Annotated in this window: 20 protein-coding genes; 10 read left to right on the top strand and 10 right to left on the bottom strand. The window is 44.5% G+C overall.

The window, feature by feature from the left end; genetic code table 11:
* Nucleotides 1–196 precede the first annotated feature (196 nt).
* The 3 genes from ABD894_RS17985 to galB all read right to left on the bottom strand — a co-directional run bounded on the left by ABD894_RS17985 (nucleotide 197) and on the right by galB (nucleotide 6,321).
* Entirely contained in the window at nucleotides 197–1,585 is a 1,389-nt protein-coding gene (locus ABD894_RS17985) for a sugar porter family MFS transporter (RefSeq protein WP_345212454.1), read from the bottom strand.
* A gap of 22 nt (nucleotides 1,586–1,607) precedes the next feature.
* The gene (locus ABD894_RS17980; protein WP_345212453.1) at nucleotides 1,608–3,353 is read right to left on the bottom strand and encodes a class I mannose-6-phosphate isomerase; all 1,746 of its coding nucleotides are present in this window, start codon (nucleotides 3,351–3,353) and stop codon (nucleotides 1,608–1,610) included.
* Nucleotides 3,354–3,879: 526 nt separating this feature from the next.
* Nucleotides 3,880–6,321: a beta-galactosidase GalB gene (galB, locus tag ABD894_RS17975; protein WP_345212452.1), complete on the bottom strand. Its 2,442-nt coding sequence runs from the start codon at nucleotides 6,319–6,321 to the stop codon at nucleotides 3,880–3,882.
* A 267-nt stretch (nucleotides 6,322–6,588) separates the two neighbouring features.
* Here galB and ABD894_RS17970 point away from each other — a divergent pair, with 267 nt between their 5' ends.
* From ABD894_RS17970 to ABD894_RS17960, 3 genes are all read left to right on the top strand, one after another.
* On the top strand, nucleotides 6,589–7,416 hold the full coding sequence (locus ABD894_RS17970; protein ID WP_345212451.1) for a 5'-nucleotidase, lipoprotein e(P4) family: 828 nt from the start codon (nucleotides 6,589–6,591) through the stop codon (nucleotides 7,414–7,416).
* Between the two features lie 68 nt (nucleotides 7,417–7,484).
* A complete protein-coding gene (locus ABD894_RS17965; RefSeq protein ID WP_345212450.1) occupies nucleotides 7,485–8,351 on the top strand; it encodes an aldose 1-epimerase family protein in 867 nt (288 codons plus the stop codon).
* 87 nt (nucleotides 8,352–8,438) lie between these two features.
* Nucleotides 8,439–8,783 carry a hypothetical protein gene (locus tag ABD894_RS17960; RefSeq protein ID WP_345212449.1) on the top strand — a complete coding sequence of 115 codons (345 nt, stop codon included), beginning with the start codon at nucleotides 8,439–8,441 and terminating at the stop codon, nucleotides 8,781–8,783.
* A gap of 72 nt (nucleotides 8,784–8,855) precedes the next feature.
* Here ABD894_RS17960 and ABD894_RS17955 read toward each other — a convergent pair whose 3' ends face one another.
* Nucleotides 8,856–10,841 (bottom strand): glycoside hydrolase family 35 protein, encoded by a 1,986-nt coding sequence (locus tag ABD894_RS17955; protein WP_345212448.1) that lies wholly within the window; start codon nucleotides 10,839–10,841, stop codon nucleotides 8,856–8,858.
* 10 nt (nucleotides 10,842–10,851) lie between these two features.
* The gene (locus ABD894_RS17950; RefSeq protein ID WP_425562978.1) at nucleotides 10,852–13,647 is read right to left on the bottom strand and encodes a DNA gyrase/topoisomerase IV subunit A; all 2,796 of its coding nucleotides are present in this window, start codon (nucleotides 13,645–13,647) and stop codon (nucleotides 10,852–10,854) included.
* 320 nt (nucleotides 13,648–13,967) lie between these two features.
* Here ABD894_RS17950 and ABD894_RS17945 point away from each other — a divergent pair, with 320 nt between their 5' ends.
* On the top strand, nucleotides 13,968–14,399 hold the full coding sequence (locus tag ABD894_RS17945) for a nuclear transport factor 2 family protein (RefSeq protein ID WP_345212446.1): 432 nt from the start codon (nucleotides 13,968–13,970) through the stop codon (nucleotides 14,397–14,399).
* Between the two features lie 278 nt (nucleotides 14,400–14,677).
* On the opposite strand, the gene ABD894_RS17940 is transcribed toward ABD894_RS17945, so the two are convergent.
* Both ABD894_RS17940 and ABD894_RS17935 read right to left on the bottom strand, forming a co-directional pair.
* Nucleotides 14,678–14,860, bottom strand: coding sequence for a hypothetical protein (locus ABD894_RS17940; RefSeq protein WP_345212445.1), 183 nt, complete (start codon nucleotides 14,858–14,860; stop codon nucleotides 14,678–14,680).
* Nucleotides 14,861–14,896: 36 nt separating this feature from the next.
* Nucleotides 14,897–15,406 carry a YdeI/OmpD-associated family protein gene (locus tag ABD894_RS17935; protein WP_345212444.1) on the bottom strand — a complete coding sequence of 170 codons (510 nt, stop codon included), beginning with the start codon at nucleotides 15,404–15,406 and terminating at the stop codon, nucleotides 14,897–14,899.
* A gap of 175 nt (nucleotides 15,407–15,581) precedes the next feature.
* Here ABD894_RS17935 and ABD894_RS17930 point away from each other — a divergent pair, with 175 nt between their 5' ends.
* On the top strand, nucleotides 15,582–16,001 hold the full coding sequence (locus ABD894_RS17930; protein WP_345212443.1) for a nuclear transport factor 2 family protein: 420 nt from the start codon (nucleotides 15,582–15,584) through the stop codon (nucleotides 15,999–16,001).
* Between the two features lie 53 nt (nucleotides 16,002–16,054).
* Here the strand turns inward: ABD894_RS17930 and ABD894_RS17925 are convergent, their stop codons facing one another.
* Nucleotides 16,055–16,714, bottom strand: coding sequence for a GDSL-type esterase/lipase family protein (locus ABD894_RS17925; RefSeq protein ID WP_345212442.1), 660 nt, complete (start codon nucleotides 16,712–16,714; stop codon nucleotides 16,055–16,057).
* Between the two features lie 3 nt (nucleotides 16,715–16,717).
* Complete coding sequence (locus ABD894_RS17920; RefSeq protein ID WP_345212441.1) at nucleotides 16,718–17,206, bottom strand: cytidine deaminase; 489 nt, start codon at nucleotides 17,204–17,206, stop codon at nucleotides 16,718–16,720.
* A gap of 1,091 nt (nucleotides 17,207–18,297) precedes the next feature.
* Between ABD894_RS17920 and pdeM the strand changes: the two genes are divergently transcribed.
* A complete protein-coding gene (gene pdeM, locus ABD894_RS17915; RefSeq protein ID WP_345212440.1) occupies nucleotides 18,298–18,963 on the top strand; it encodes a ligase-associated DNA damage response endonuclease PdeM in 666 nt (221 codons plus the stop codon).
* Nucleotides 18,964–19,028: 65 nt separating this feature from the next.
* Here pdeM and ABD894_RS17910 read toward each other — a convergent pair whose 3' ends face one another.
* The gene (locus ABD894_RS17910) at nucleotides 19,029–20,171 is read right to left on the bottom strand and encodes a TlpA family protein disulfide reductase (RefSeq protein WP_345212439.1); all 1,143 of its coding nucleotides are present in this window, start codon (nucleotides 20,169–20,171) and stop codon (nucleotides 19,029–19,031) included.
* A gap of 177 nt (nucleotides 20,172–20,348) precedes the next feature.
* Between ABD894_RS17910 and ABD894_RS17905 the strand changes: the two genes are divergently transcribed.
* The 4 genes from ABD894_RS17905 to ABD894_RS17890 all read left to right on the top strand — a co-directional run bounded on the left by ABD894_RS17905 (nucleotide 20,349) and on the right by ABD894_RS17890 (nucleotide 24,374).
* Nucleotides 20,349–21,128: a succinate dehydrogenase cytochrome b subunit gene (locus ABD894_RS17905; RefSeq protein ID WP_345212438.1), complete on the top strand. Its 780-nt coding sequence runs from the start codon at nucleotides 20,349–20,351 to the stop codon at nucleotides 21,126–21,128.
* A 55-nt stretch (nucleotides 21,129–21,183) separates the two neighbouring features.
* Nucleotides 21,184–23,118, top strand: coding sequence for a fumarate reductase/succinate dehydrogenase flavoprotein subunit (locus ABD894_RS17900; RefSeq protein WP_345212437.1), 1,935 nt, complete (start codon nucleotides 21,184–21,186; stop codon nucleotides 23,116–23,118).
* Between the two features lie 77 nt (nucleotides 23,119–23,195).
* Nucleotides 23,196–23,561 (top strand): four helix bundle protein, encoded by a 366-nt coding sequence (locus tag ABD894_RS17895; protein ID WP_345212436.1) that lies wholly within the window; start codon nucleotides 23,196–23,198, stop codon nucleotides 23,559–23,561.
* Nucleotides 23,562–23,588: 27 nt separating this feature from the next.
* Nucleotides 23,589–24,374, top strand: a complete 786-nt coding sequence (locus ABD894_RS17890) for a succinate dehydrogenase/fumarate reductase iron-sulfur subunit (protein ID WP_345212435.1) — start codon at nucleotides 23,589–23,591, stop codon at nucleotides 24,372–24,374.
* Nucleotides 24,375–24,397 lie beyond the last annotated feature (23 nt).

The raw sequence follows: 24,397 nt of genomic DNA, 5'->3' as shown, positions 1-24,397 counted from the left end.
TGATGAACAACTTTTCCTGGTGGCTTTTCTTCCCTTGCATATTACAAGATAAGAAACACCTCGCCTTTCATTATTAATGTCTTTTCAACATTGTGTTAGTTGTGCAACAGCCACGAAAAGAAAAAAGTACATCCACTGACATTCAATAAAGCACTACCATTCCTAACGAAGAACAAACGACAAAAAAAACTTCCCCCTACTTCTTCCAACTCAATTCAATCTCTTCTAAAGTCTTCTTCTTGGTTTCCGGTATTCTTATTAGTGTGAACACCCATAATATCAGCGCGGCTATCAGGAACAGTCCGAAGGTAAACGCTCCGGCTTCTTCTTTTTTGTCGGACAGTAAGCCCGGCTCTAACAGCATGGGGGTGAACTGCGTGATGAGTAAAACGCCGATCCATAACACGGTGGTGGAGAACGACATGGCAATGCCGCGCGTTTTTGTAGGGAAGATCTCCGAAATGATTACCCACGGAATTGGCCCCAGCGATGCCGCGAACGACGCGATATAGAGGAAGATGAATACCATCAGCCAGATACCGTCTAACTGGTTATACAGACTGTAACCCGTACCAGCCAGCCCGATGATCATACCGGCCACTCCCCATAGCAGCAGTGTTTTACGCCCAAGTTTATCAATAAAACCAATAGCGATAAAGGTAAACAGCGTGTTGATAACACCTATGATCACCGTTTGCAGCAAAGCTGTATCGGTACTTGAACCGGCATTTTCAAATATCTTGGGGGCATAGTAAATAATAGCGTTTATCCCGGTGATCTGCGAGAAGAGCGCCAGTACGGCACCAACTATCATCGCTTTGCGCAGGCCGGGTTTAAATAATTCCGCAATGGTACCTTTCTCCTGGTTGAGGGTAAGTTCTACTTCTTGTACTACGGCTAAGGCTTCCTCTTTACCGTTCAGGCGTTCTAATGTATTCAAGGCTTCTGCCGAACGGTTCTTTTTGATCAGCCATCTCGGGCTTTCGGGCACCAGGAACAACAGTATCAGGAACAAGGCCGATGGCAGCAAACCTGAAGCGATCATCCAGCGCCAGCCTGTTTCTACCTTCCACTCGTGGGTACCTAACGAAGCTATTTTAAGGTTAACAAAGTAAATGAGGTTAATACCGATAACAATAGCCAACTGGTAAACGCTCACCAGTTTACCGCGTATTTTAGGCGGAGCTATCTCCGAAATATACAATGGCGACAACATAGATGCCGCCCCGATACCAATGCCGCCAACAATACGGAACAGCACAAATTGCGTTAAATTAGTTGGCAAAGCCGCGCCTATGGATGATACGGCAAATAGTATCGCTGTAAATATCAATGTAGTTTTGCGGCCCAGTCTGTCGCTCATATAACCGGCAACACCGCTGCCAATAACGCAACCCCATATCGCGCTGCTGGCAGCCCAGCCTTCCATTGCAGGTGTAAGCCCGAACTTTGTTTTTATAAGGCCGATAACGCCTGCAATTACAGCGGTATCATACCCGAATAATAAACCGCCCAGGGCGGCCACCACCGTAATTTTAACTACAAAACCCGTGGTGGATGGTTGTAGTTGCGCTTCTTTACTCATAATATTTAGGGTATCAATTGGTTTATACTCGTACGTAGGCCTTCAGCGTAGCACACTCCTGCCCTTCCGATTCGCCATGCGGGCGAATGGTGTATTCGCCTACCGCGGCGGGTACTATAAAGGTTTCGGCGTAGTGAATTACGTAGGGTTCGAAAGCATTGGCCGGACTTTCTACTATTACTTCGCGGCCTTCCACCAGGTTAAGCACATTCACTATTCCGTTGGTATTGTGGCTCACCTTGCCGGTAAACCAGTGGCGGCGGGTTTCAATAAACTCCAGTTCGTTAAGGCCGGTACGTTCCTCGCGCCAGCCATCGCCTTCGCCTAATGGCTCAACCAAATTAAGCGCGTTCTTCTCCACCCATGAAGCGGTACGATCCCATTGGATCACATTTTTACCATGCTCAATATTGATAGGTCGTGGTTTACCATCGAGCCCTAACCTACCCCAATCCCACAGTTTAAAGGTGAAGATATATGGCGTAGCACTAATTTCGAGCACCATACCGCCCGTACCCGAGCAATGCACGGTACCGGCCGGGATAGACACGTGATCGTGCTTTTTAACCGGCCATTTCTTTACATATTTTTCATCTTCGAAGAGCTTTTCGCCCCTGTCTGCAGCACGAAGGTCCTCCAGCATTTCATCGGGGTTTATGCCCTCCTGCAAGCCAAGGTATACATCGGCCTCGCCATCCACATCTAAAAAATAATAGCTTTCGTCCTGCGTGTAGTGCATGCCAAATTTTTCCTGGATGTATTGGGTAAGCGGGTGCACCTGTAAGCTCAAATTACCGCCTTTAATGGTATCCAAAAAGTCGAACCGTATAGGAAACTCGTCCCCAAAACGTGAATGTACTTTCGGACCAAGCAGGTCATCGGTTTTATAAAACACCAGGTTGATGGATGGGATCTCCACATCAGTATCGCCAAAGCGGAGCAGCAAACTATTTTCTTCGGGTACGCAATCAAAACACCAGGCATAATTGGTTGCCGAGCGGTCAAGATCGCAAACCTCTTTCATCCATTGCCCGCCCCATGGGCCCGGATCAAAAAACGGCACCACACGGAAAGGACGTTTCGCGCTGATCTCCAGGCCGCGTAAAACGGCTTCGCCGGTTACTAAAATAGGCTGACCTTGTTTATTGGTATCCAGTACGTAACCGATCTTGCTGAACAGCCTTTTCTTTAACCTGTCGCAGGCGCGCCAGTCTACAAAAAAGCCCCGTTTGTATTGAATAGAAAATTCTTCGTCGTTATTTTTCAGGCCGATATTGTTTACCAGTTTTTCGCGCATGCGCAGCTGTATCTCCCAGCGGGCCATGTCGGCGTAAACCAGCAAGTCAAATTCGGGCAGTATCAAACTCGCGCCGGTACCATAAACAATCACCACTCCATCTGCCGACTTTGCTTCTGCATTTAGCGCTTCAGCTTTTTCGGCATCAAGGTAATCCTCAATATTAAGGCGGGTTATATAACCGAAGATGCGGTCGTCGGTAACATCGGCATAGGTTAGCGCGGTGATCTCTTCTTCGCTTTTAAAAGCATCGGCGGCATCAATCCAGTGATCGTACTTTACAGCACCTTTAATGTGACCAACCAGCTCGGCATCAATTACCCCCTGGTAAGTTTCAATAACTATGCGCTTTTTGCCTGATTGAATTTCATCATTAAGCTTAGCTGTAACTGCTGCCCAGCCGCTAACGCATGATGTATTTTCTGTTTCAACCTGAACGTAAGGAAACTTTTGATAATTAGCCTTTTTCAATGTAATGGTGCTTTAGTTGTATTGATGTATTAAAGTATATATGTTATTACATACTATCGCTTAAATGTAACACTACTTTTTGCAAAGCACAAATAGCTTAAAACAGCAATTTATTTGTAATACAATACTTTCTAAAGCAAATAAATAAATAATTTTTGACTTTTAACGTATAAAAGTACAATCATATTTATCACAATAAGTTTTGGGCTGAATAAGATTGTTCATACATAGTTTTCAAGGTTTGGCAAGGTTAAATTGTGATGTGTGATACCACAGACTACAGGCTTAGGGCGTGGGTTTTGCAAAGAAAAAGCGGGGGCATGTGCGATTCCCTCCCTTGGGAGGGTGGAGGGAGGGGTTTCGTCAACACTGTCTGTTAATTGAAACGCTCTATAAACCCCTCCCTGCCACTACACTTTCCATCACACCCCTCCCCAAGGAGGGAATTAAAGCAATCCCCGATTTACAGAGCTGCTCTGTATAGCTTAGAGATTGCTTCGTACCTCGCAATGACGATATAAGAGGGCTACTTAATCTTCAAATAAATTACCGCAGTAGATAAACCGGGAGAAACGGCTGTTACCGCTATGGTGCCGGGGGTATCCCGGGCTTGTATGATGCCCAGCGCGAGGCCATGGAAGGCTTTTACGTTGTCGGCCTTAAAAGGATCGTGACTTACCGGGTCGCCATTATCAACAGCGGCTATAAAGGCGTTGCCGGTAAGTTTAAAGGTGACGCGGTTATCGGCATTGGGCACCACGTTGCCGTCGGCATCGAGTATGCGGGCGGTTATAAATGCAAGGTCTTTACCGGTGGCGGTAAGGTTGTTTCTATCGGCCACCAGTTCTATTTTAGCAGGCGCTCCTGCTGTATGGATCTCTTTGGTAAGTACCACTTCGCCATTCTTGCGCGAGACCGCTTTAAGCGTGCCCGGTTCAAACTTCAAGCGCCACATTACATGCAGGTCTTCGCCGCGGCGGCGTTTTACGCCTTGCGATTTGCCGTTCAGAAAAAGCTCTACTTCATCGGCATTGTTATAGTAGGCCCAAACATCAACCGTTTTACCGGCTTCCCAGTTCCAATGCGGAAAAATGTGCAGTACGGGCTTGTTGGTCCACTCGCTTTGGTACATGTAATAAACATCCTTCGGGAAACCGGCCAGATCGATAATGCCAAAATACGAACTGCGGGCAGGCCAGGTATAAGGCGTAGGTTCGCCCAGGTAATCAAACCCCGTCCACACAAACATGCCCGAAAGGTAATTGTGCTTTTTGATGAGTTTCCAGGTTTCCTCATGCGTTGAGCCCCATGGCGCCGATACATTATCATAAGCTGATACCGTGTAATCGGCATTCATAATGCCCACTCCGTTCTTCATCTCCTTATTATTTGGCCAGCGGCGAATACTATCCGAAGGCATATCATAGTGCCCCCGCGTTTGCAAGGCCGATGTAGTTTCAGTGCCGATAAACTTCATGCCCGGAAATGTTTTATGAAAGCTCTCGTAATCGTTATGGTGATAGTTATATCCCACCAGATCCAGCTCGCCCGATTTTACAATAAAGTTGCCGTTCCATGGCTTATCATTCGCCGTGGTGATCGGCCGGTTATCGTACTCCTTTACAACCGCGGCAAGCTCCTTTGCTATACGGGTACCGGTGCTGTCGCCCTGTTCGGGGATTTCGTTGCCTATGCTCCATATAAATACGCTGGGGTGGTTACGGTCGCGCAGTAGCTGATCGGTAAGGTCGCGCTTGGCCCATTCTTTAAAATAAAGATGGTAATCAAACTTGGCTTTTGGTTTTTCCCAGCAGTCGAAAGCTTCATCCATTACAATGAAACCCATTTTATCGCAAAGATCGAGCAGTTCGGGGGCAGGTGGATTGTGCGAGGTTCGTATCGCATTGCAGCCCATTTCTTTCAGCATTTGTAGTTGCCGCTCCATAGCACGGATATTGATGGCCGCGCCGAGGCTCCCCAAATCGTGATGGTTACATACGCCCAGTATCTTCATGGCTTTGCCGTTAAGGCTGAAGCCCTTATTCTTATCAAAATCAAAATAGCGGATGCCTACGGTAGTCCAGTACTCATCTACCGGCTTATTATCCATTATTACCTTAGTGAGCACCTTATATAAATACGGACTATCAACACTCCACAGCTTAGGTTTCAGTATCCTGATGCCCTGGCTGGTATTCACCATTCCATCCTTCAAATAATATTCGGGCGAGATGTTGCCCGCTATCGGTTTGCCATCGGGCCCGTAAATAGCGGTAGACAGCGTGAACTTTTTATCAGGATTAAGTATGTTGTTATTGATAGTTGTTTTGATGCTGATCACGGCACTTTCTTCACTAACGTCGGTAGTGGTAACGTAAGTTCCCCATTGGTCAACCGCTACCTGCCCGGTGGTTACCAGCCATACATTACGGTAAATACCCGAACCCGAATACCAGCGCGAATTGGGTTGTGTTGAATTATCTACCTTAACCGTTATTACATTAGGCTTGGTGCCATAATTCAGGTAATCAGTAAGCTCGTACCTGAACGAGATATAGCCGTTAGGCCTGAAACCCAAGCGATGGCCGTTGATCCATACTTCGCTTTTTTGGTATACGCCATCAAAATCAATATAAGTGAGTTTGCCTTTTGAACTTAACTGCACTGTAAAAACCTTGCGGTACCAGCCAATGCCGCCGGGTAAAGCGCCGCCTTCGGGAGTGGCGGGATTATCTTTGCTGAACTGCCCTTCTATGCTCCAATCGTGCGGCAGGTTGAGCGTGCGCCAGCCAACCGGCTTAAACGTAAGCTTTTCGGCACCGGGCACATCGCCCAAATGAAACATCCAACCATTATCAAAATCTTTTACCGACCGTAAAGCCTGGCCAAAACCCGGGGTACTGCATAACGCCAATACCAAAAGCAGGTATACCTTTGCAATAAAGCTGTAATTACGGTTGATGGGCATGAATAATTAATGAATGTATATTGTACACAAATTATGCGTATTTGTTTGTCATCCCGAAGAAAAAACCAACATCACTATGTCATTAAATAATTAACGCGGCTATCCGTTACAGGCACCGGTATTAAAGCTTCATATTTGTTAAACCAATAGCTGCATAATTGGTTAGCTTAATGTGCAAACCTTTGCGGTGAATTTGTTATTCGGCTTAAGTTGAATAATTTTATACACTATTTTAAACAAGCACCAAGCTGTAATCTCAAACATACCATGAAACATACCCGCATCAAGCTCTTCGCATTAAGTATAGGGTTGCTTGCCGCCTGCGCTCCCGCTAAAAAAGTGAGTACGGTATCGACAGCTAATAACGGCAAAGTGTGGTCGTCTTTATGGCAGCAACGCTCGGTAGAATATAAGGCCTTGTGCTTTCAGGCTTATAACATAGCCCGTTTGCGGTTGGATGAAGCGCTGAAAAATCCGCCTGCGGGCAAGCCATTAGCTGTAGTGACTGATATTGACGAAACCGTGCTGGATAATAGTCCGTATGATGCGGCGCGTGCCATTGCCAATTTAGATTACGATGCCAAAACCTGGAAAGAGTGGACCGCCAAAGCCATAGCCGACACCGTACCCGGCGCACCGGCATTTTTTAAATACGCGGCATCAAAGGGCGTAACCGTATTTTACATTACCAACCGCGACGAGGACGAACGCGAAAACACCCTCAAAAACCTCCGGTTGTATAATCTACCCAATGCCGATAACGCGCATTTGCAGTTAAAACAAGGCGCATCAAGCAAAGAAGCCAGGCGCAACGAGGTGCTGAAAACCCACCAGATAGTTTTATTATGCGGCGATAACCTGCCCGATTTTGATGTGCTGTACGATAACCATAAAGAGAACCCCATAACCGAGCAAAACCGCGATGAGGTAACAGCCAAACTGCTTAAAGATTTTGGCAGCAGGTATATTGTACTGCCTAATCCGTCGTATGGGGATTGGGAGGGTGCTTTGTACCAATTTAACTATGGATTGAAGCCTGCGCAAAAAGATTCGGTAATTAAGGCCAAACTAAAAACTACGGGATTAAGCAATTAATAATTTCAATTACCATAGCGTTTGATTTACAGGAAAATCTACCTTTATTATAAACAATTAATAACCAAATGATCACTATTGAAAATGAATCACTAAAGGTTACCATGCGTACCAAGGGAGCCGAACTCACCTCAATTTACAACAAAATTACCGGTACCGAGCAGCTATGGCAGGCCGATCCGGCGGTGTGGGCATGGCACGCGCCAAACCTGTTCCCTATTGTGGGCGGTGTTTTGAACGACGAGTTGCTGGTTGACGGTAAGACTTATCCTATGCCTAAACATGGCTTCGGCAGGCATTCGGAATATATTTTGCTCGAATCGAGCGACGTACACGCGGTGTTTTCGCTGCCTAACAGCGAGCATACTTTACAGGCTTACCCTTATAAATTTGATTTCCAGGTTATTTATACCTTAATTGATAATGCCCTGCGTGTTACTTATAAGGTAATTAATCACGATGATAAAACCATCCATTTTTCGGTAGGTGGGCACCCGGCATTCAGAGTTCCTTTTTTGGAAGGCGAAAAATACGAGGATTATTATGTAGAGTTTGAAACCGAAGAACCGCTTACCAGGCACCTGATATCAAAGAACGGTTATTTTGACGGCCGTACCGAAAGCGTGCCAATGAAAGGCAACCGTATTTACCTTACCGGCGATATTTTTAATGATGACGCGCTGATATTTAAAAACATAAGTTCGAAGCTGGTCAGTATAAAAAGCGACAATCACGATAAATCCATATCGGTTGAGTTTCCACACTTTAACCATTTGGGTATATGGGCCAAGCCGAAGGCAAACTTTGTGTGCATTGAGCCCTGGCTGGGCTATACCGATACCGAAGGCGAGCCGCACGACATCAGCAAAAAAGACGCGATACAGCACCTGAAACTCGGCCATACTTTTGAAGCTGCCTTTTTTATCAGCATTTGATGAAGTTTATGTTAAAAAATTGCTTTTTCATAAAACATTTTTGAGCATTTAAAACTTATCTGTTAAAACACACAACAATTTAAAGCTATGAAAAAGAAAATTTATTTAATCGCGATTACAATGCTGCTTACAGTGGCTGGTTTTAACTCGAACGCAGCTACGCTTGATGATAAAGTAAACGGTGGTGTAAATAAAGAGGCTATTGCCAACATGACCGAGGAGCAAAAAGAAGCCCGTATAGAAGAAATAAAGTTACGCGTTGCGGAAATTAAAGAGATGGACAAATCTCAAATGACCAAACAAGAGCGTAAAGATGTTAAAAACGAACTTAAAAGCCTTAAAAGCGAAGCCCAGGCTATGGGTGGCGGCGGTATTTACCTTTCGGTAGGTGCTATCATCATTATCATCTTAGTATTGATCCTGATCTTGTAATCAACCTCGCTGCATATAAAGAAAGCGCCCTTTTTGTTAAAGGGGCGCTTTCTTTTTGGGTTATATTTCCGTTTAGTTTTTGGGTACGTTATCCAGTACAGGATGATCTAATGTTGATAGCCCTGTATGGTTGGTGTTCAGTTCATCAAACACGGCTACTTCGTTAAGCCCTCGTTTAAGCCATGCGGCCGGGACATAAATGGTTTGCTGCGGACCGATGCCCCAGTATTTACCCAGGTTATGCCCGTTCAAAAACACAAAGCCTTTGCCGAAACCCGTCATATCAAAATAGGTATCGCCCGTAATACGTAACGAGAAACGGCCTTTATAAAAAGCAGGCTGCACTTGTTCGGCATTGCTGTTTGGCACGTAACGCAGGCGCGTAAGGTTATCAAACGGCAAGCGGTACATTTTCCAGCCAATCAGTTCAGTATTATTAAGCGTAACTTTTTCGGTGATACCGTGTCGGTTATCGGTCAAAAAAGGACCGTAATTTATGCGTCCGTTATTTTCAACCAGTATATCCAGCGTGGCATTTTCAGGTACATTGTTCAGTGTCAAGGTATCCTGCTTTAAACGACGATCCATAATACCTGCCTGGCTTCCGTTAACATATACGGTAGCATAGTCTCGTAATTGTGTTAATTGCAACAGGGCCTTGTTTACGCTGTGCATAGTAGTGCGGTATAATACAAAGCCATAGCCCTGGTTAAGGTCTTCAAAGCCCATTGGCCTGTCATTTGTTACCGGTTGCGGAAGGTTATCAAACAAACGAGCTACGGTAGTCAGCTTAATGAGTTCGAGCGCCATGGTCATCTTGTGCTTTTCGGGCACAGGTGGCAGGTGTGTTCCCGGCGGCAAATGCTTGGCTATTACCTCCCTGAACTTGTAATATTTAGGAGTAGGATTACCGGCTTCATCCAACGGCGCGTCATAATCGTAGCTTGATGTTTGCGGCGCATATGGGTCTTTGGTGTTCATGTTGGCGCCATTCATAAAATCGCGCGTGGTGCCGCCATGAAACATATACATATTGATAGAGATGCCTGCCGATAATATTTCGTCCAGCTTTTTGGCATCGGCATCAGCATTGCTTTTATGGTGCCCGGTTCCCCAAACATCAAACCAGCCCGGGTACCATTCGGCCACATAATACGGGCCTTTGCCATTGTGATATTTATTAATGAGTTCTTTTACTTCCTTTGGGTTATCCAAACCATTTACGGCAGGTAAAAAGCCCGGCAGGTAGCCTTTAGGCATTTGCTCGGCACCATCGCAGGTAAAAAGCAGTCCATCAAAACCGGCCTCTAAAAATATCTTACGGTTAAGATCGAGGTATTCCTTATCATCGCTGTACGAGCCATATTCGTTTTCAATTTGTACCATTAATATATTACCGCCATGGGTAACCAATAATGGCGACAGCTGCTTGCCCAATTGCAGAATGTAGTTGCGGTAAGCGGCGATAAAATTAGGATCCTGGCTGCGCACCTTCATGTTTTTATCTTTCAGCAACCACCACGGGTAACCGCCAAACTCCCACTCGGCACATACGTACGGACTTGGACGCAGTACTACAAACAGGCCCTCTTCCTTAGCGGTGCGCACAAATTCGGCAATGTTATTTTCGCCGGTAAAATCATACTGGCCCTGTACGGGTTCGTGCGCATTCCAAAAAACATAAGTGCCTATGGTGTTTAAACCCATGGCTTTGGCCATGCGCATACGCTCGCGCCATTCCTGGTGGGGTATGCGGGTATAGTGCATTTCGCCCGAGATCATTTGCATGGGCTCGTCATCCAGCAAAAAGGTAGAATCGCCTAAGGCGAAGGTATGGCGCACGCTTTCTTCGCGCACCCGTGCATAAGAACGCGACCTGCCCCTGCGCGATTTTTTTGATTTACTACTCCGGCTTGATTTGCTCTTCTTAGTAGTTTTATGACTTACCGATTTACTCGATTTGCTTTTTTTTGATTTGCTTTTCGATCGTTGTGCATAACTCAGGTTAATACTCATCGCACAGATGAGCACCCATATAATAAAACGTATTTTTTTCAAAATTTAACCATTAAAATAATCCTAACTGCCCCTTGTCGTCTATATCAATATCATCCGGATTAGTTATTTCAAAATCAATTTTTTTTGCCGGCTTATCCGCTTGCGGTTCCGGTGGTGTTTCCTGCTTTTTCTCTTTTACTTTCTCTTCTTTCTTTTCCTCCGGTTCAACAGGTGTTATTTCTTCCTGCTCTTCAGCAACTTCTTCTTCAATTTCAGCATCCGCTACAGGTGGCAAATCGGTTGTTGTTTTATCTGCCGGTGTTTCAATGATCTCGGTAGCTTCTACGGTATCAGGTGCCGGATCAGGTACATCTTCCTCATCGTCGTGCTCGGCTATCAGTTCAATTTTTTGAACTATATGTGCCGATAGCCTGTTGCCCATCGCCTTCATCCCTTTCACATCAATCAAGTCGGTCAGGTTAAGTTCTACCTGCTCTACAATTCCGCCTTTACCTTTTACCTGTTCTACCTTTACTACCGGTTGTGCCGCGCCCGATATTAATACCAGTTTCGATCCGCTTTCTTCGCTGATGATGCTGGTTTGTTTACCTATAGCGGTATTATCAAACACAAAACGCTTCACCATGTAATTTTTTGATTTGCCATCAAAATGCACCGCAGCATAAACCTTCTCCGCATCGTATTTTTCAATAACGATCATTTTATCATCAAAGTGATTATTGAGGTCGAAATTTTTCAACTCGTACACCCCATTGCTGAAAATGTTGAGTACGCGGTCGTCGCCATCAAATTCACCCAGATACTTGCCCCTGCCATCGGCATTCAAGCGTTTCAAAATATCATCGTACCAAATTTTACGTCCGGCCAGGGTTGATACGCCTTTTGTTTTCAGCAATATCTTCTTAACTGGATATTTGGTAATAATATTGCCTATGGAATTACGTCCTTTTATACCTATTTCGGCAAAGTTCTCGTCGAACTGTAGTTTTTTGAGCTTCGAATGCGGCTTAAGCGCAATGTTCACAATTTCGGCCTCGCCATTAGGATTGGCTGTAAAGTACAGTGTTTTAGAAGCTTTTGTACCTTTTGTAAGGTCGTACTCCTTATCGCGCGTTACCCCTGTAACCGAAAAACGCTTGATATAGGCTATACCGCTTTGCCCATCCTTATATATCATATTATATACGGTGCGCTCGTCGTTCTTTTTAAATACGGCTACGTGGATAATATCTTTACCCACAAAAACCTTATCCTGAACCTTAGTAACCGAGAAACGGCCATCCCCGCGGAACACGATAATTTCGTCGATATCCGAACAGTCGCACACAAACTCATCCTTTTTAAGACCCGAGCCTATGAAACCATCTTCGCGGTTAACATACAGCTTAACATTGGCCAATGCCACCTGCGCGGCCTCCACCCTGTCGAACGTACGTAATTCGGTTTTACGGCCGCGGTCTTTACCATACTTTTCCTTCAGTTTTTCGAACCAGGCAATGGTATAGTCAATAATATGTTTCAGGTGATGTTTAACCTGTTTTATTTCTTCTTGCAGATTTTTGATCTGCTCGTCGGTTTTCTTAAAGTCGAACCGGGTAATGCTGCTCATCGGTTTATCGATCAGCTTCTTATAATCTTCGGCCAGTATGGTGCGGTAAAACTGCGGAAAGAACGGCTCAAATAACCTGTTCAATACCTCAACCACACCTTCAAAGGTCGATGAAGTTTCATAGTCGGGGTGCTTGTACATCCCTTCCTGTATAAATATTTTGAGCAACGAGCTGAAGAAGATCTTCTCCATCAATTCCTTCAAACGGATCTCCAGCTCCATTTTTAACAGATCGCGCGTTTTGTACGTGCTTTCGGTAAGCATATCGTTCACGCTCATAAAGCGCGGCTTATCATCCTGTATTACACAGGTATTGGGTGATATGGATACTTCGCAATCAGTAAAGGCGTAAAGCGCGTCGATAGTTACATCGGGCGATATACCGGGTGCCAGGTGAATGATGATCTCTACATCTTTAGCGGTATTATCTTCAATCTTTTTGATCTTGATCTTACCCTTATCATTAGCCGCGATAACGCTATCGATAAGTCCGCCGGTAGTTGTGGTAAAAGGAATTTCGGTAATGGCCAGCGTTTTTTTATCGCGCTCCATAATTTTGGCGCGCACACGTACCTTACCGCCACGCTGTCCCTCGTTATAAGCCGAACAATCGGCCATACCCCCGGTTGAAAAATCGGGCACTAAATTGGGCCGGTTGCCGCGCAATACTTCTATCGATGCATCAAGCAATTCAATAAAGTTATGCGGTAATATTTTAGTGGCCAAACCTACAGCGATACCTTCGGCGCCCTGCGCAAGCAACAGCGGGAATTTTACAGGTAGTGTAATAGGCTCTTTATTACGACCATCATAACTGGCCTGCCAAATGGTAGTGTCAGCATTAAAAACAACATCGAGCGCGAATTTCGACAAGCGCGCCTCAATATAACGTGGTGCCGCGGCCGAGTCGCCCGTTACCGGATCGCCCCAGTTACCCTGGCAATCTATCAGCAGGTTCTTTTGCCCTATCTGCACCATGGCATCGCCAATGGAGGCATCACCATGCGGGTGATACTTCATGGTATTACCAATAACGTTGGCAGCCTTGTTAAAGCGCCCGTCGTCCATCTCCTTAAGCGAGTGCAATATGCGGCGCTGTACGGGTTTTAAACCGTCGTTTATGTGGGGTACGGCACGGTCGAGTATTACGTACGAGGCATAATCCAGAAACCAGTTTTCGTACAAGCCATCAAGTGAGGTAACATTATGCAGTCTGTCTTCGCCGTTTACCGGCATATCTTTTGGAGTTAAATCGTCACTCATTTAGCAGCAGTAAAAATTAAGGATTGGTAAATATAAGGCATAAGGCCTAAATATTACAGGGTAAACTTATCATCGTTACATATCCCCTGTTGACAAACATAAATTTTAAAAAACATTTTGATATACGAAATCTATCGTAGATATTTGTACGAAGAAATTCGTAGATAACAAATATAGAAATGTGCGAAAGACACTAATTGCAAATAGTTGATGAAAAAGTGTAACCTATTAAAATGAACCTGTGTCTTATAGATAAATAAATTAAAAGAATACAAACCCTTAAATATCACACAATGAAAACGTTAAAATTAATTATCCCTGCCATAGCATTAATGCTGGCCGTTAACATAACAAAAGCCGAGGATGGCAAACAACCGGTAGAAAAGCTAACCAAAAGCTACGCGGTAAACACTTATATAGATGCCATAACCCATGGTAAAGTGGATGGGCTTGACCAGATCATTGACAACAACACCAAGTTTAACATGGTGCAAGCCAAAAAAGTGGTAAGCTACAGCAAAACAGAAATGATTAAACACCTCGAAAGCCTGCGCAACATTGAGCAAACCTGCTCAACCACTGCCGATGTAATGGAAGAAGATAACGATGTATCGGTTATCAAGGTAAACCAGTACTACCCCGGCTTTATCAGAACTAACTACGTAACCATTGCCAACACCGGCAGCGGCTGGAAGATAACTAATGTTTACTCCGTTTTTAAGTAAAAATTGGTTGAATAATAATTGTGTATTGGGCTCCGGAGTGGTTACCGGAGCCTTTTTCGTTTTAAAGATATTTTGGTATATAGTGAAGTTTGATCCTTCATTGTGATCTACGAAGCAACCTCATTCTGTTCGGAGTCTTTTTATGTTAGGACAGTGTTGTAATTAACGTTAGCCTGCTCTTGGGCGCAGTGCCCCATTACTTTTGAGGGCAAAAGTAACAAAACCCTTGTCCAGCAAAAGGCTTCTTTGCCGCACATGGCCATTGCCCTGCAAAGCTGTCAGAACTTAGGGCTGGAACTTTTGCCCCATGCTTCGCCGCTCATTTCCCAGCCCGCATGCAACAAGTTCCTATGCCCGCCTTTGCGCTCATGGCCCCCGCAGTTCTGCCCGCTTTCGCCCGAAGCTGTTTGCTGACGGAAAAGATAATCATATTTAGAAACGAGGTGACAGGCACGTCCCACACATCTGCATATTTGCACATCTAAAAATACAAAAATCTATACCCCTTTACTTGAAGCCCTTATCATCTGGCTATAATCCCAGCGCTTTACCATGGCATTTACGGTGAGGGCTATGCGCTTGTCGCGGGTGGGTTGGGTTTTGGCACTGTCTATCCATTTGATAAAGTAGTTGCGGTGCGATTTTGCCAGGCTGTTAAAAAATCCAAAGGCTTCGGGCTCATATTCAAAGCATTCGGCCAAATCATCCGGAACGGTTACTATAAATTCTGTGTCCTCTTCTAATTGTAGTTTCAACATAGCGCCCTCACTTTTACGGATGCCTTTGCGCATATCGGCATTAAGGGCCATAATAAATTTACCGTCGCCCATGGGCATCAGGGCAACGCCGGCGATGGGATGGCTGTCTAATTTGCCACGCACGCGGAAAGATTTCCGGTTGCCGGGCTTTAATTCCTGCGCGATGTCTGCCGGAATCTCAATAAATGTCCATCCGGTTTTTTCGCCCATTTCACCAAAACGCAAAATAATTGTCGAAAATTCAATCATAGCTATCAAAAGTGCCCTTAAAATTATGAATATATGACGCGTTGCAGGCCAAATGTTAAATAACTGTTAAAAGTGACGATTTTAAAATTTTCTTGTAACGTTTGGTAATACGGCACTGTCTTATAGATATAAATTAAATAATTAAATTTTACACAACACCTTAAATACCAATATCATGAAAACTTTAAAATCAATAATTTTAGGCTTAGCATTAATAATAGTAACCAATGTAGTTAAAGCCGACGACGTAGCAAAATTAACTAAAGATTATGCAGTTGCTACCTATATAGACGCCCTTGCACACGGTAAAGTTGAAGGCCTGAATGATGTATTTGACAGCAGCGCGAAATTCAGTATGATGCGCGGTAACAAAGTACTTTCATTCAGCAAAAAACAAATGGTTGACTATTTAAAAACAACCGAAAATACCGAGCAAGAGTGCAAAGTAAGCTCTTCAACAGTTGAAAACAACGGCGAGGTTGCCATAGTAAAAGTAGATATGCAATACAATGGCTTTACCCGCAGCAATTTAGTTACAGTATCAAACACCGGTAGCGGCTGGAAAATTACCGCTGTTCACTCAGTGTTCAAATAAGAAGTACAATCAGTTTTTTGTTTATGTAAAAAAAGCCCCTATCGGGGCTTTTTTTATTTTACGTACTTGTTCAATACCGTTTGCCATCTGTCATACCCTGTACTTTTCAGGTGCAGGTAGTCGGGCTTAAATAAAGAGGAATCAGGTAACTGCGTTTTAGGATCGAGGATGGTTGAAGCCACATCAATATATTTCGTTTTAGGCTTCTTAGCTACCGAGGTTTTGATCAGGCTATTAGCCGCTGCTACCACCGCGTAAAACTTAGCCCTGCTCGGGCTTGGCTTTATCGAAAGAAAATAGATCTCGGTTGCGGGCAGCTCCTTACGAATCATCTCCCAAAGCTTTTCGAAATTACCGGCAACATCTTCTGCCGACCTGCCCGAAGCGATATCATTTTCACCCGCGTAAATAAATACCTTTTTAGGTTTATACGGGTAGATGAGGTACTGCGGAAAATACTGCACCCATTGCCACAACTCCGAACCGCCCACACCACGTTTGATGATGGGTTTACCGGCATAACGCTGCTCCAGGTCGTCCCATAAGCGGATTGACGAACTGCCTACAAACAGGATACCGCCCGGTTTGGGCATGTTTAAACTATCCAGCTGCTTAAACGCATGGATCTCATTATCAAACGGAAAGCCCTTTTGGGCATACAATTGCGAACTCAATAGAGATATAATTAAGAAAAGAAATAATTTAGTTTTCATAGGTTAGTGAATTAGCCTGTCCTCAAAAAACAAAAATGGTAAAAAACTTTGTACTCCGTCAACAATCCATACAGGTCCGTCGATACAATATAATATTACCCTTAACGGTTTGCCCTGCATTTTTTCGCATTCGGCCATTACCTGCAAGCATGCCCCGCACGAAGTAACCGGTTTTAATAATTTAAATTCGTCTGTTTTAGCTGTAACGGCCATGGTTACTATAGCATCGTCAGGATGATTTGCCCCCCAATTGAACAGTGCCACACGTTCGGCACATAAACCCGATGGATAGGCCACATTCTCCTGGTTACTGGCATGCAGTATCTTTCCGCTTTGTAATTGCAACGCCGCCCCTACCCTGAATTTTGAATATGGTGAGTGCGAATTAGCCAGGGCTTTTACCGCTTCCCGGCATAAATGCTGATCATCGGCAGAGAGTTCGGTTATAGAAGTATATTCTTCAAAATTTATTTTTATCTCGTGGTTAGTCATTATTACTATCCCCTTTTAAAGAAGGGGGATACAATATAGGTTTTATCATAAGTAAATCAATAATTTATTTGTCATTTGAATAGATGATCCCTGTATACATTCCCCATCCCACCTGTCATGCTGAGGTACGAAACATCTAATTTGCGATTTGTTCTTCGTTAGGAATGGGTGTGCTTTAACTGAACGTTAATGGATGTTACTTTCTTTTTTCTCTCAAAAAAGAAAGTAACCAAAGAAAAAAGTCGCGGCTGCGCAAGGAACTATGTTCGGGTTGTGCTTGGGCAGGTTCTGTGCTATCCGTTCCTTACGATGCCGCATTTTTTTTTGGGGGGGGGGTATGTTGGGGTTGTGCTTTTATTTGATGGCGCGGACTCACCCCGCCGACGCTTCGCTGGGCGACCCTCTCTTTCGCAAGCGAAAACGAGGGTAAAGAAAATAAAAACAGCAACAGTCGCTACGGCTACGGCCGAGTGACGGCTATTACGCGGCGTCCCGCCGCTGTACTGTAGAGCCGGTAAGCTGAAAGCATACTTCATGCGTAAGTCACGAGTTACGCTAAACTCACGACAGCAGTTTTTTTAAAGTCCTCTCCCTTGGAGAGGATTTAGGTGAGGCTTCACAAAACAAAAAAAGCTTTGACAACTTTTAAAAAGTTGTCAAAGCTGAAGGTAGTAGCGTCGCCACAGCCGTCAGCAAACAGCTTCGGGCGAAAACGGGCAGAACGTTGAAGCCCAAGAGCGCAAAGGCGGGCATAGCGGACTTGTTGCATGTGGGGAGTAATAACGTGTTGGGGCAAAAGTTCCAGCCCCAAGTTCTGCACGTTTTGCAGCGCATGGCCAAGTGCGGCAGAGAAGCCTTTTGCTGGACAAGGGTTTTGTTACTTTTGCCCTCAAAAGTAATGGGGCACTGCGCCCAAGAACAGACTAACGTTAATTACAGCACAAACCTAAGTAGAGATTGCTTCGTTCCTCGCAATAACGATGGTATAAATCATTAATTATGATACGACAAGATAACCTCACTCTTACTATGATAACAACCTTAAATTACTATTCCTTTTAGCAATTTCATTTATTAACTTTGCTGTTACTATGACGATATGTGCGGGATTGCCTTTTAACTTTCTGGATCAGGATCTTTTATTATTACCACAACGCGCCATTTACTGGCAGCAGCAAAAAACCTTAATTGCGGCTGATGTACATTTGGGTAAGGTGGGGCATTTTCGTAAGGCGGGTATTGCCGTGCCGAGGGATATGGAGCAGGATGATCTGGCCGCGCTATCAGATATTATACATGAGCACCGCCCCGAACGGATCATCTTTTTGGGTGATCTTTTTCATAGCGATATGAATGCCGATTGGGACTGGTTTGCCCTGTGGAGGCAACAACATGCCAAAATTGAGATCATCCTGATTCGCGGCAATCACGATATTATTCACGATAGCCATTACCATGCGCTTAACATCGCTTTGCATCATGAGTTGCTGGTTGGCCCTTTCCAAATGCTGCACCATCCGCTTACGGAGGTAACCGCGGCTAAGGCTAAAGGCTACGTGCTTTGCGGCCACATTCACCCCGGTATTGAAATGATAGGCCGCGGACGGCAGCGCATCACCCTGCCATGTTTCGCCTTTGGCGATAAACAGGCTATTTTGCCTTCATTCGGTAAGTTTACCGGTAGGGTGGCTATCCGCAACCTGCAAAAAGACAGAATCTTCGGTGTGCTGAAAGATAAGGTGATCGCGATAGCATAAACTAAAAACCCTCTTTATGCACGGCATAAAGAGGGTTGAAACATAAGGTTTGTATACTTTATATATTACTTGCTTTTCTTTAACTGTGTAGCAATAGCATCAGCAATGCTTTCAAAAGGCAGGTTGCGGGCTATTATTTTCCAGTCGCCGCTCATGAGGTAGTAAGATGGTACCTGGCTTATTCCCCATACCGCCGCGTTTTGCGAATCGTTACCTTTCAGGTCGCTGTATTGTGCCCAGGGCAGTTTGTCTTCCTTAACGGCATCGGTCCACCAGTCTTTCTTGGTATCAAGGTCGATGCTGATCACGCTTACATCTTTGGCAGAAAACTGCGGCAATACACCATCTATAATATCTTTATGGTTTTTACGGCTCACCTCGTTACCGGCACGCCAAAAAGTAACCAGCACTACTTTAGTTTGGATGCTTTTCGGATCGAATTTTTTACCCTCCGGATCGGTACCATAAATTTCCGGACCGGGCTGACCTTCCAGTACTTTTACCAGCTGACCAAGTTTTTCACCTAACTGTTTACCTTCTTCGCTGTTCTTTACTTCCGGCTCCAGCTTGTTAAATATATCGTAGTAATACTTAGGGTTGGTTTGATAATCAAGATTGATCATGATGTGCGGCGCGATAACGTTTTTTGGATTGGCATCAATAAATTTACCTATCGCTTTAGCCTCGTTAGCCGTTTTCTCGTCCTGCGCTTTTTTAAGCTCATTCACCATTTCTACATACCTGTCTTGCGCCATTGTTTTGGCCATATCGCTGTTTAAAACGGCGGTAAGCATGTTGATCTGTTTGTTGCCTTCGGTAGAAATTTCATCCACCAGTTTGTAATAGGCAGAAAGCTCCTGCTGTATTTTTGAAGGTGATGTAATAGTTGGGTAAGCAGCCAGGTTACTGCCGTCTATCGCTATGGTGTATTTACCATTCTCCAGATAAATTTCGTGCAGAGTGGGCTTTTCTTTGCTGTTGCCACCATCAGATAATTTCATGGCGTAATAACCCGGATACTCCAGTATTTCATTCACCGCGAATTTGCCATTGGCAACATTATTACCATAAACGGGCTTGCCTGCAACATCTTCAATACCGAAAACGCCATTGGGCAGGTTCTTGGCGGTGCCATCAATTTCTATGCGTGCCGATCGGTTACAGCCGGCAACTACAAGTGCCATTAAAACAATATATACGTATTTCATGCAAATAGATTTATGCTACGAATATATAAGAATATCTAATTATAACTGTAAAAGTTACAAATAAGGCGGCAACACTTAGATTGTTTCTAAATAAACTTTTTCAATCGATTATAGCTAAACCATTAACCGGGTTTTAGTATTTAATGGATACTTTTGCCGAAATAATTTTACAGTATAATGAGCGAATTTAAACAAACCTTTAACTCGTCGCTGGGCAAAAAGCTGATAATGGCTTTAACAGGCTTGTTTTTGTGTACTTTCCTGATCGTGCATTTAGCCGGTAACCTGCAATTGTTTGCTAATGATGCAGGCTACAGCTTTAACGTGTACGCAAATTTCTTAACCCACTTTCCGCCTATCGAGGTAATTGCTTACATTTTGTACATAAGCATATTGGTACACGCGTTGTATGCCATTGTGCTTACTGTTAAAAACCGTAAGGCCCGCCCGGTAAGGTATGCTTCGGCACCAAAATCACCTACTTCATGGTCGTCGCAAAACATGGGGCTGCTGGGTTCTATCCTGTTCCTGTTCATTGTGATACACATGAGCGATTTTTGGTATAAGTATAAATATACTGATACCGTAGGCTTTAAAGAGTACCGCACCAACGTGCTTACCGGCGAACGCACCGTTACCGATTTTAAACCCGAAAGCCCGGAGTTTGAGCATTCTTACACCACCGAAAACAATGTAGAAATTGTGCGTGTAAAAGACATTCATACCAAGGTAGCCAGCAGCTTTAGCCAGCTATGGTATGTAATACTATACGTAGTGGCAATGGGTACATTATCGTTCCACCTGTTACATGGTTTCCAGAGCGCGTTCCGCAGCTTAGGTTGGGTACACCGTAAGTATACCCCAATTGTTGAGTTTATCGGCACCTGGTTCTTCGCGGTTATTATACCGATTGGCTTTGCCGCCATGCCGATAGTTTATTTTTTCTGCAAGCACTAATTGCAGAGAAGCGGATTTGAATTGTATAGGAATTAGACTTTAGAGATAATTAGATATGAGTTTAGATGCTAAAATTCCTCAAGGCCCTTTGGCCGAAAAATGGAGCAAGCATAAATTTAACCTGAAACTGGTTAACCCCGCCAACAAACGTAAGTACGACATTATTGTTGTAGGTACAGGTTTGGCAGGCGCTTCGGCAGCGGCAACGTTAGCCGAGCTTGGTTACAATGTTAAGGCATTCTGCTTTCAGGATAGCCCCCGCCGTGCGCACTCCATTGCTGCACAGGGTGGTATAAACGCAGCAAAAAACTATCAAAACGATGGTGACAGTGTTTACCGTTTGTTTTATGATACTATTAAAGGTGGCGATTATCGTGCCCGCGAAGGCAACGTTTATCGTTTGGCCGAAGTATCAGTAAATATTATTGACCAATGTGTGGCACAGGGTGTTCCTTTTGCCCGCGAATACGGCGGTTTGTTAGATAACCGTTCTTTTGGTGGCGCGCAGGTATCGCGTACGTTTTATGCCCGCGGCCAAACCGGACAACAATTACTGTTAGGCGCATACTCGGCATTAAACCGCCAGATACATGCCGGCAAAGTGAAAATGTATACCCGCCACGAAATGCTTGACGTGGTTACCATTGATGGCCATGCCAAAGGTATTGTAACCCGTAACTTAAAAACAGGCGACATTGATACCCATGCAGGTCATGCGGTATTATTGTGTACCGGTGGTTACAGCAACGTGTTTTACCTTTCAACCAATGCTATTGGTTCAAACGTTACCGCGGCATGGCGCGCGCACAAGCGTGGTGCTTACTTTGCCAACCCTTGCTACACACAAATTCACCCTACCTGTATCCCGGTAACCGGCGATCACCAGTCGAAGCTTACGCTGATGTCTGAATCGTTACGTAACGATGGTCGTATATGGGCGCCTAAAACGGTAGAAGTTGCCGAGAAACTCCGCAAAAAAGAGATCACTGCCGACCAGGTAAAAGAGGACGACCGTGATTACTTCCTCGAAAGAAAATATCCTGCCTTTGGTAACCTTGTACCGCGCGACGTGGCATCACGTAACGCTAAAGAAATGGTTGACGAAGGTAAAGGTGTGGGCGGTTCGGGCTTCGCGGTATTTTTGGATTTTGCCGACGCTATCAAGCGTTTAGGCCAGGAAACAGTTGCCGCCAAATATGGTAACCTGTTTGATATGTACATCCAGATAACCGATGAAAACCCATATAAGCAACCAATGCGTATTTACCCTGCGGTACACTATACCATGGGCGGCCTTTGGGTTGATTATAACCTGAGCACCAACGTACCGGGCTTATATGCCTTGGGCGAGTGTAACTTCAGCGATCACGGTGCTAATCGTTTGGGCGCGTCTGCATTAATGCAAGGTCTTTCTGATGGTTACTTCGTTATCCCTTATACTTTGGGCGATTACTTAGCTACTACAGGCCCTAAGCCGGTTGATACCAAACACCCTGCTTTTGAACAAACCAAACAGGATGTAATAGCTTACGTAAATAAATTGCTGGCACTTAAAGGTACCAAAACCGTTACCGAATACCACCGCGAGCTTGGCCACATTATGTGGGAGTACTGCGGTATGGCACGTACCGACGAAGGTTTGAGAAAAGCTAAAGGTTTAATACAGGAGCTGAAAGCCGATTTTTGGAAGAATGCTATTGTAACAGGCGAAAACGAAGAGATCAACGCGGCGCTTGAAAGAGCCGGTCGTGTGGCCGACTTTATCGAGCTTGGTGAACTGATGGTTACCGACGCTTTAATGCGCCGTGAATCATGCGGTGGCCACTTCCGCCTCGAATCGCAAACAGAAGAAGGTGAAGCTTTACGTGACGATGAAAACTTCGCGTTTGTGGCAGCCTGGGCATTTACAGGTGAAAACCAACCCGAAGAACTGCACAAAGAAGAGCTGGTATTTGAAAACGTTAAGTTAGCACAGAGAAATTATAAGTAAGATATGAGAATTTAGATATGAGATTTGAGACATCAAAATGTTCATAACCGTATCTGAATCTGATATCAGCAAATAAAATGCACAACCTGAAAGAACTGAAAATATGGAATAAAGCGATAGACTTGACAGTGGAGGTTTACAAAGCCACATCAAGTTTTCCGGCAGATGAAAGATTTGGATTAACTAATCAATCACGAAGGGCAGCAGTTTCAATATCTTCAAACATAGCAGAGGGTGCAGGACGAAATTCAAACAAGGAGTTTTGTAATTTTTTAGGGATCGCGAACGGATCTTCTTACGAGTTGCAAACCCAGTTGGTAATTTCAAACAGGTTAAGACTATTAAATGATGATTTGATGAATAGCTTGCTTAAACAGATAGATGAATTGCAGAAAATGAATTATGCATTTCAGCAGAAGTTAAAAGCGATGTCTCAAATCTAAAATCTCATATCTCAAATCTAATAAAAGATGAGTAACGGAAATATGAACCTGACGCTGAAGGTTTGGCGCCAGAAAAACTCACAAACTTCAGGTAAGTTTGTAACTTATAAAGCAGAGCAGATTTCACCGGACATGTCGTTCCTTGAAATGCTCGATGTGGTGAACGAAAGCCTTACCCACAAAGGTGAGGAGCCTATATATTTTGATCATGATTGCCGCGAGGGTATTTGCGGTATGTGCTCATTGTACATCAATGGCCGTCCGCACGGACCAAAACGCGCCATTACTACCTGCCAGTTGCACATGCGCTCATTTAAAGATGGCGAAACCATCACCATTGAACCATGGCGCGCGGCTGCTTTCCCGGTAGTAAAAGATTTGGCGGTTGACCGTTCAGCGTTCGATCGTATACAACAGGCAGGTGGTTACGTATCGGTAAATACCGGTGGCGTGCCAGAAGCCAATGCCATCGCTATTCCTAAAGTTATTGCTGATGAAGCATTTAACTCTGCTACCTGTATTGGTTGCGGCGCTTGTGTGGCAGCATGTAAAAATGCTTCGGCCATGCTGTTCGTATCGGCTAAAATAACACAGTTCAGCTTGTTACCGCAAGGTCAGCCCGAGCGTTACAGCCGTGCACAATCAATGGTGGCGCAAATGGACGAAGAAGGTTTTGGTAACTGTACCAACACCGGTGCCTGCGAAGCGGAGTGCCCTAAAGAAATTACATTAACCAATATCTCCCGCATGAACAACGATTTCCTGAGTGCTAAAATATTCAGGGAAGCACATGCTAATGAGCATGCGGAGTAATTGATACTTTAAAAATTCACAAC

This window comes from Mucilaginibacter gynuensis (assembly GCF_039541195.1).
GTDB lineage: Bacteria > Bacteroidota > Bacteroidia > Sphingobacteriales > Sphingobacteriaceae > Mucilaginibacter > Mucilaginibacter gynuensis.
The sequence above is the reverse complement of the archived record's forward strand: the minus strand, read 5'-3'. Positions and strand labels throughout refer to the sequence as shown.

Excerpts from the sequence above, each read along its gene's own strand:
- ABD894_RS17985 (WP_345212454.1), bottom strand. The coding sequence starts at position 1,585 with ATGAGTAAAGAAGCGCAACTACAACCATCCACCACGGGTTTTGTAGTT.
- galB (WP_345212452.1), bottom strand. The coding sequence starts at position 6,321 with ATGCCCATCAACCGTAATTACAGCTTTATTGCAAAGGTATACCTGCTT.
- ABD894_RS17970 (WP_345212451.1), top strand. The coding sequence starts at position 6,589 with ATGAAACATACCCGCATCAAGCTCTTCGCATTAAGTATAGGGTTGCTT.
- ABD894_RS17965 (WP_345212450.1), top strand. The coding sequence starts at position 7,485 with ATGATCACTATTGAAAATGAATCACTAAAGGTTACCATGCGTACCAAG.
- ABD894_RS17960 (WP_345212449.1), top strand. The coding sequence starts at position 8,439 with ATGAAAAAGAAAATTTATTTAATCGCGATTACAATGCTGCTTACAGTG.
- ABD894_RS17950 (WP_425562978.1), bottom strand. The coding sequence starts at position 13,647 with ATGCCGGTAAACGGCGAAGACAGACTGCATAATGTTACCTCACTTGAT.
- ABD894_RS17945 (WP_345212446.1), top strand. The coding sequence starts at position 13,968 with ATGAAAACGTTAAAATTAATTATCCCTGCCATAGCATTAATGCTGGCC.
- ABD894_RS17935 (WP_345212444.1), bottom strand. The coding sequence starts at position 15,406 with ATGATTGAATTTTCGACAATTATTTTGCGTTTTGGTGAAATGGGCGAA.
- ABD894_RS17930 (WP_345212443.1), top strand. The coding sequence starts at position 15,582 with ATGAAAACTTTAAAATCAATAATTTTAGGCTTAGCATTAATAATAGTA.
- ABD894_RS17925 (WP_345212442.1), bottom strand. The coding sequence starts at position 16,714 with ATGAAAACTAAATTATTTCTTTTCTTAATTATATCTCTATTGAGTTCG.
- ABD894_RS17920 (WP_345212441.1), bottom strand. The coding sequence starts at position 17,206 with ATGACTAACCACGAGATAAAAATAAATTTTGAAGAATATACTTCTATA.
- pdeM (WP_345212440.1), top strand. The coding sequence starts at position 18,298 with ATGACGATATGTGCGGGATTGCCTTTTAACTTTCTGGATCAGGATCTT.
- ABD894_RS17910 (WP_345212439.1), bottom strand. The coding sequence starts at position 20,171 with ATGAAATACGTATATATTGTTTTAATGGCACTTGTAGTTGCCGGCTGT.
- ABD894_RS17905 (WP_345212438.1), top strand. The coding sequence starts at position 20,349 with ATGAGCGAATTTAAACAAACCTTTAACTCGTCGCTGGGCAAAAAGCTG.
- ABD894_RS17900 (WP_345212437.1), top strand. The coding sequence starts at position 21,184 with ATGAGTTTAGATGCTAAAATTCCTCAAGGCCCTTTGGCCGAAAAATGG.
- ABD894_RS17895 (WP_345212436.1), top strand. The coding sequence starts at position 23,196 with ATGCACAACCTGAAAGAACTGAAAATATGGAATAAAGCGATAGACTTG.
- ABD894_RS17890 (WP_345212435.1), top strand. The coding sequence starts at position 23,589 with ATGAGTAACGGAAATATGAACCTGACGCTGAAGGTTTGGCGCCAGAAA.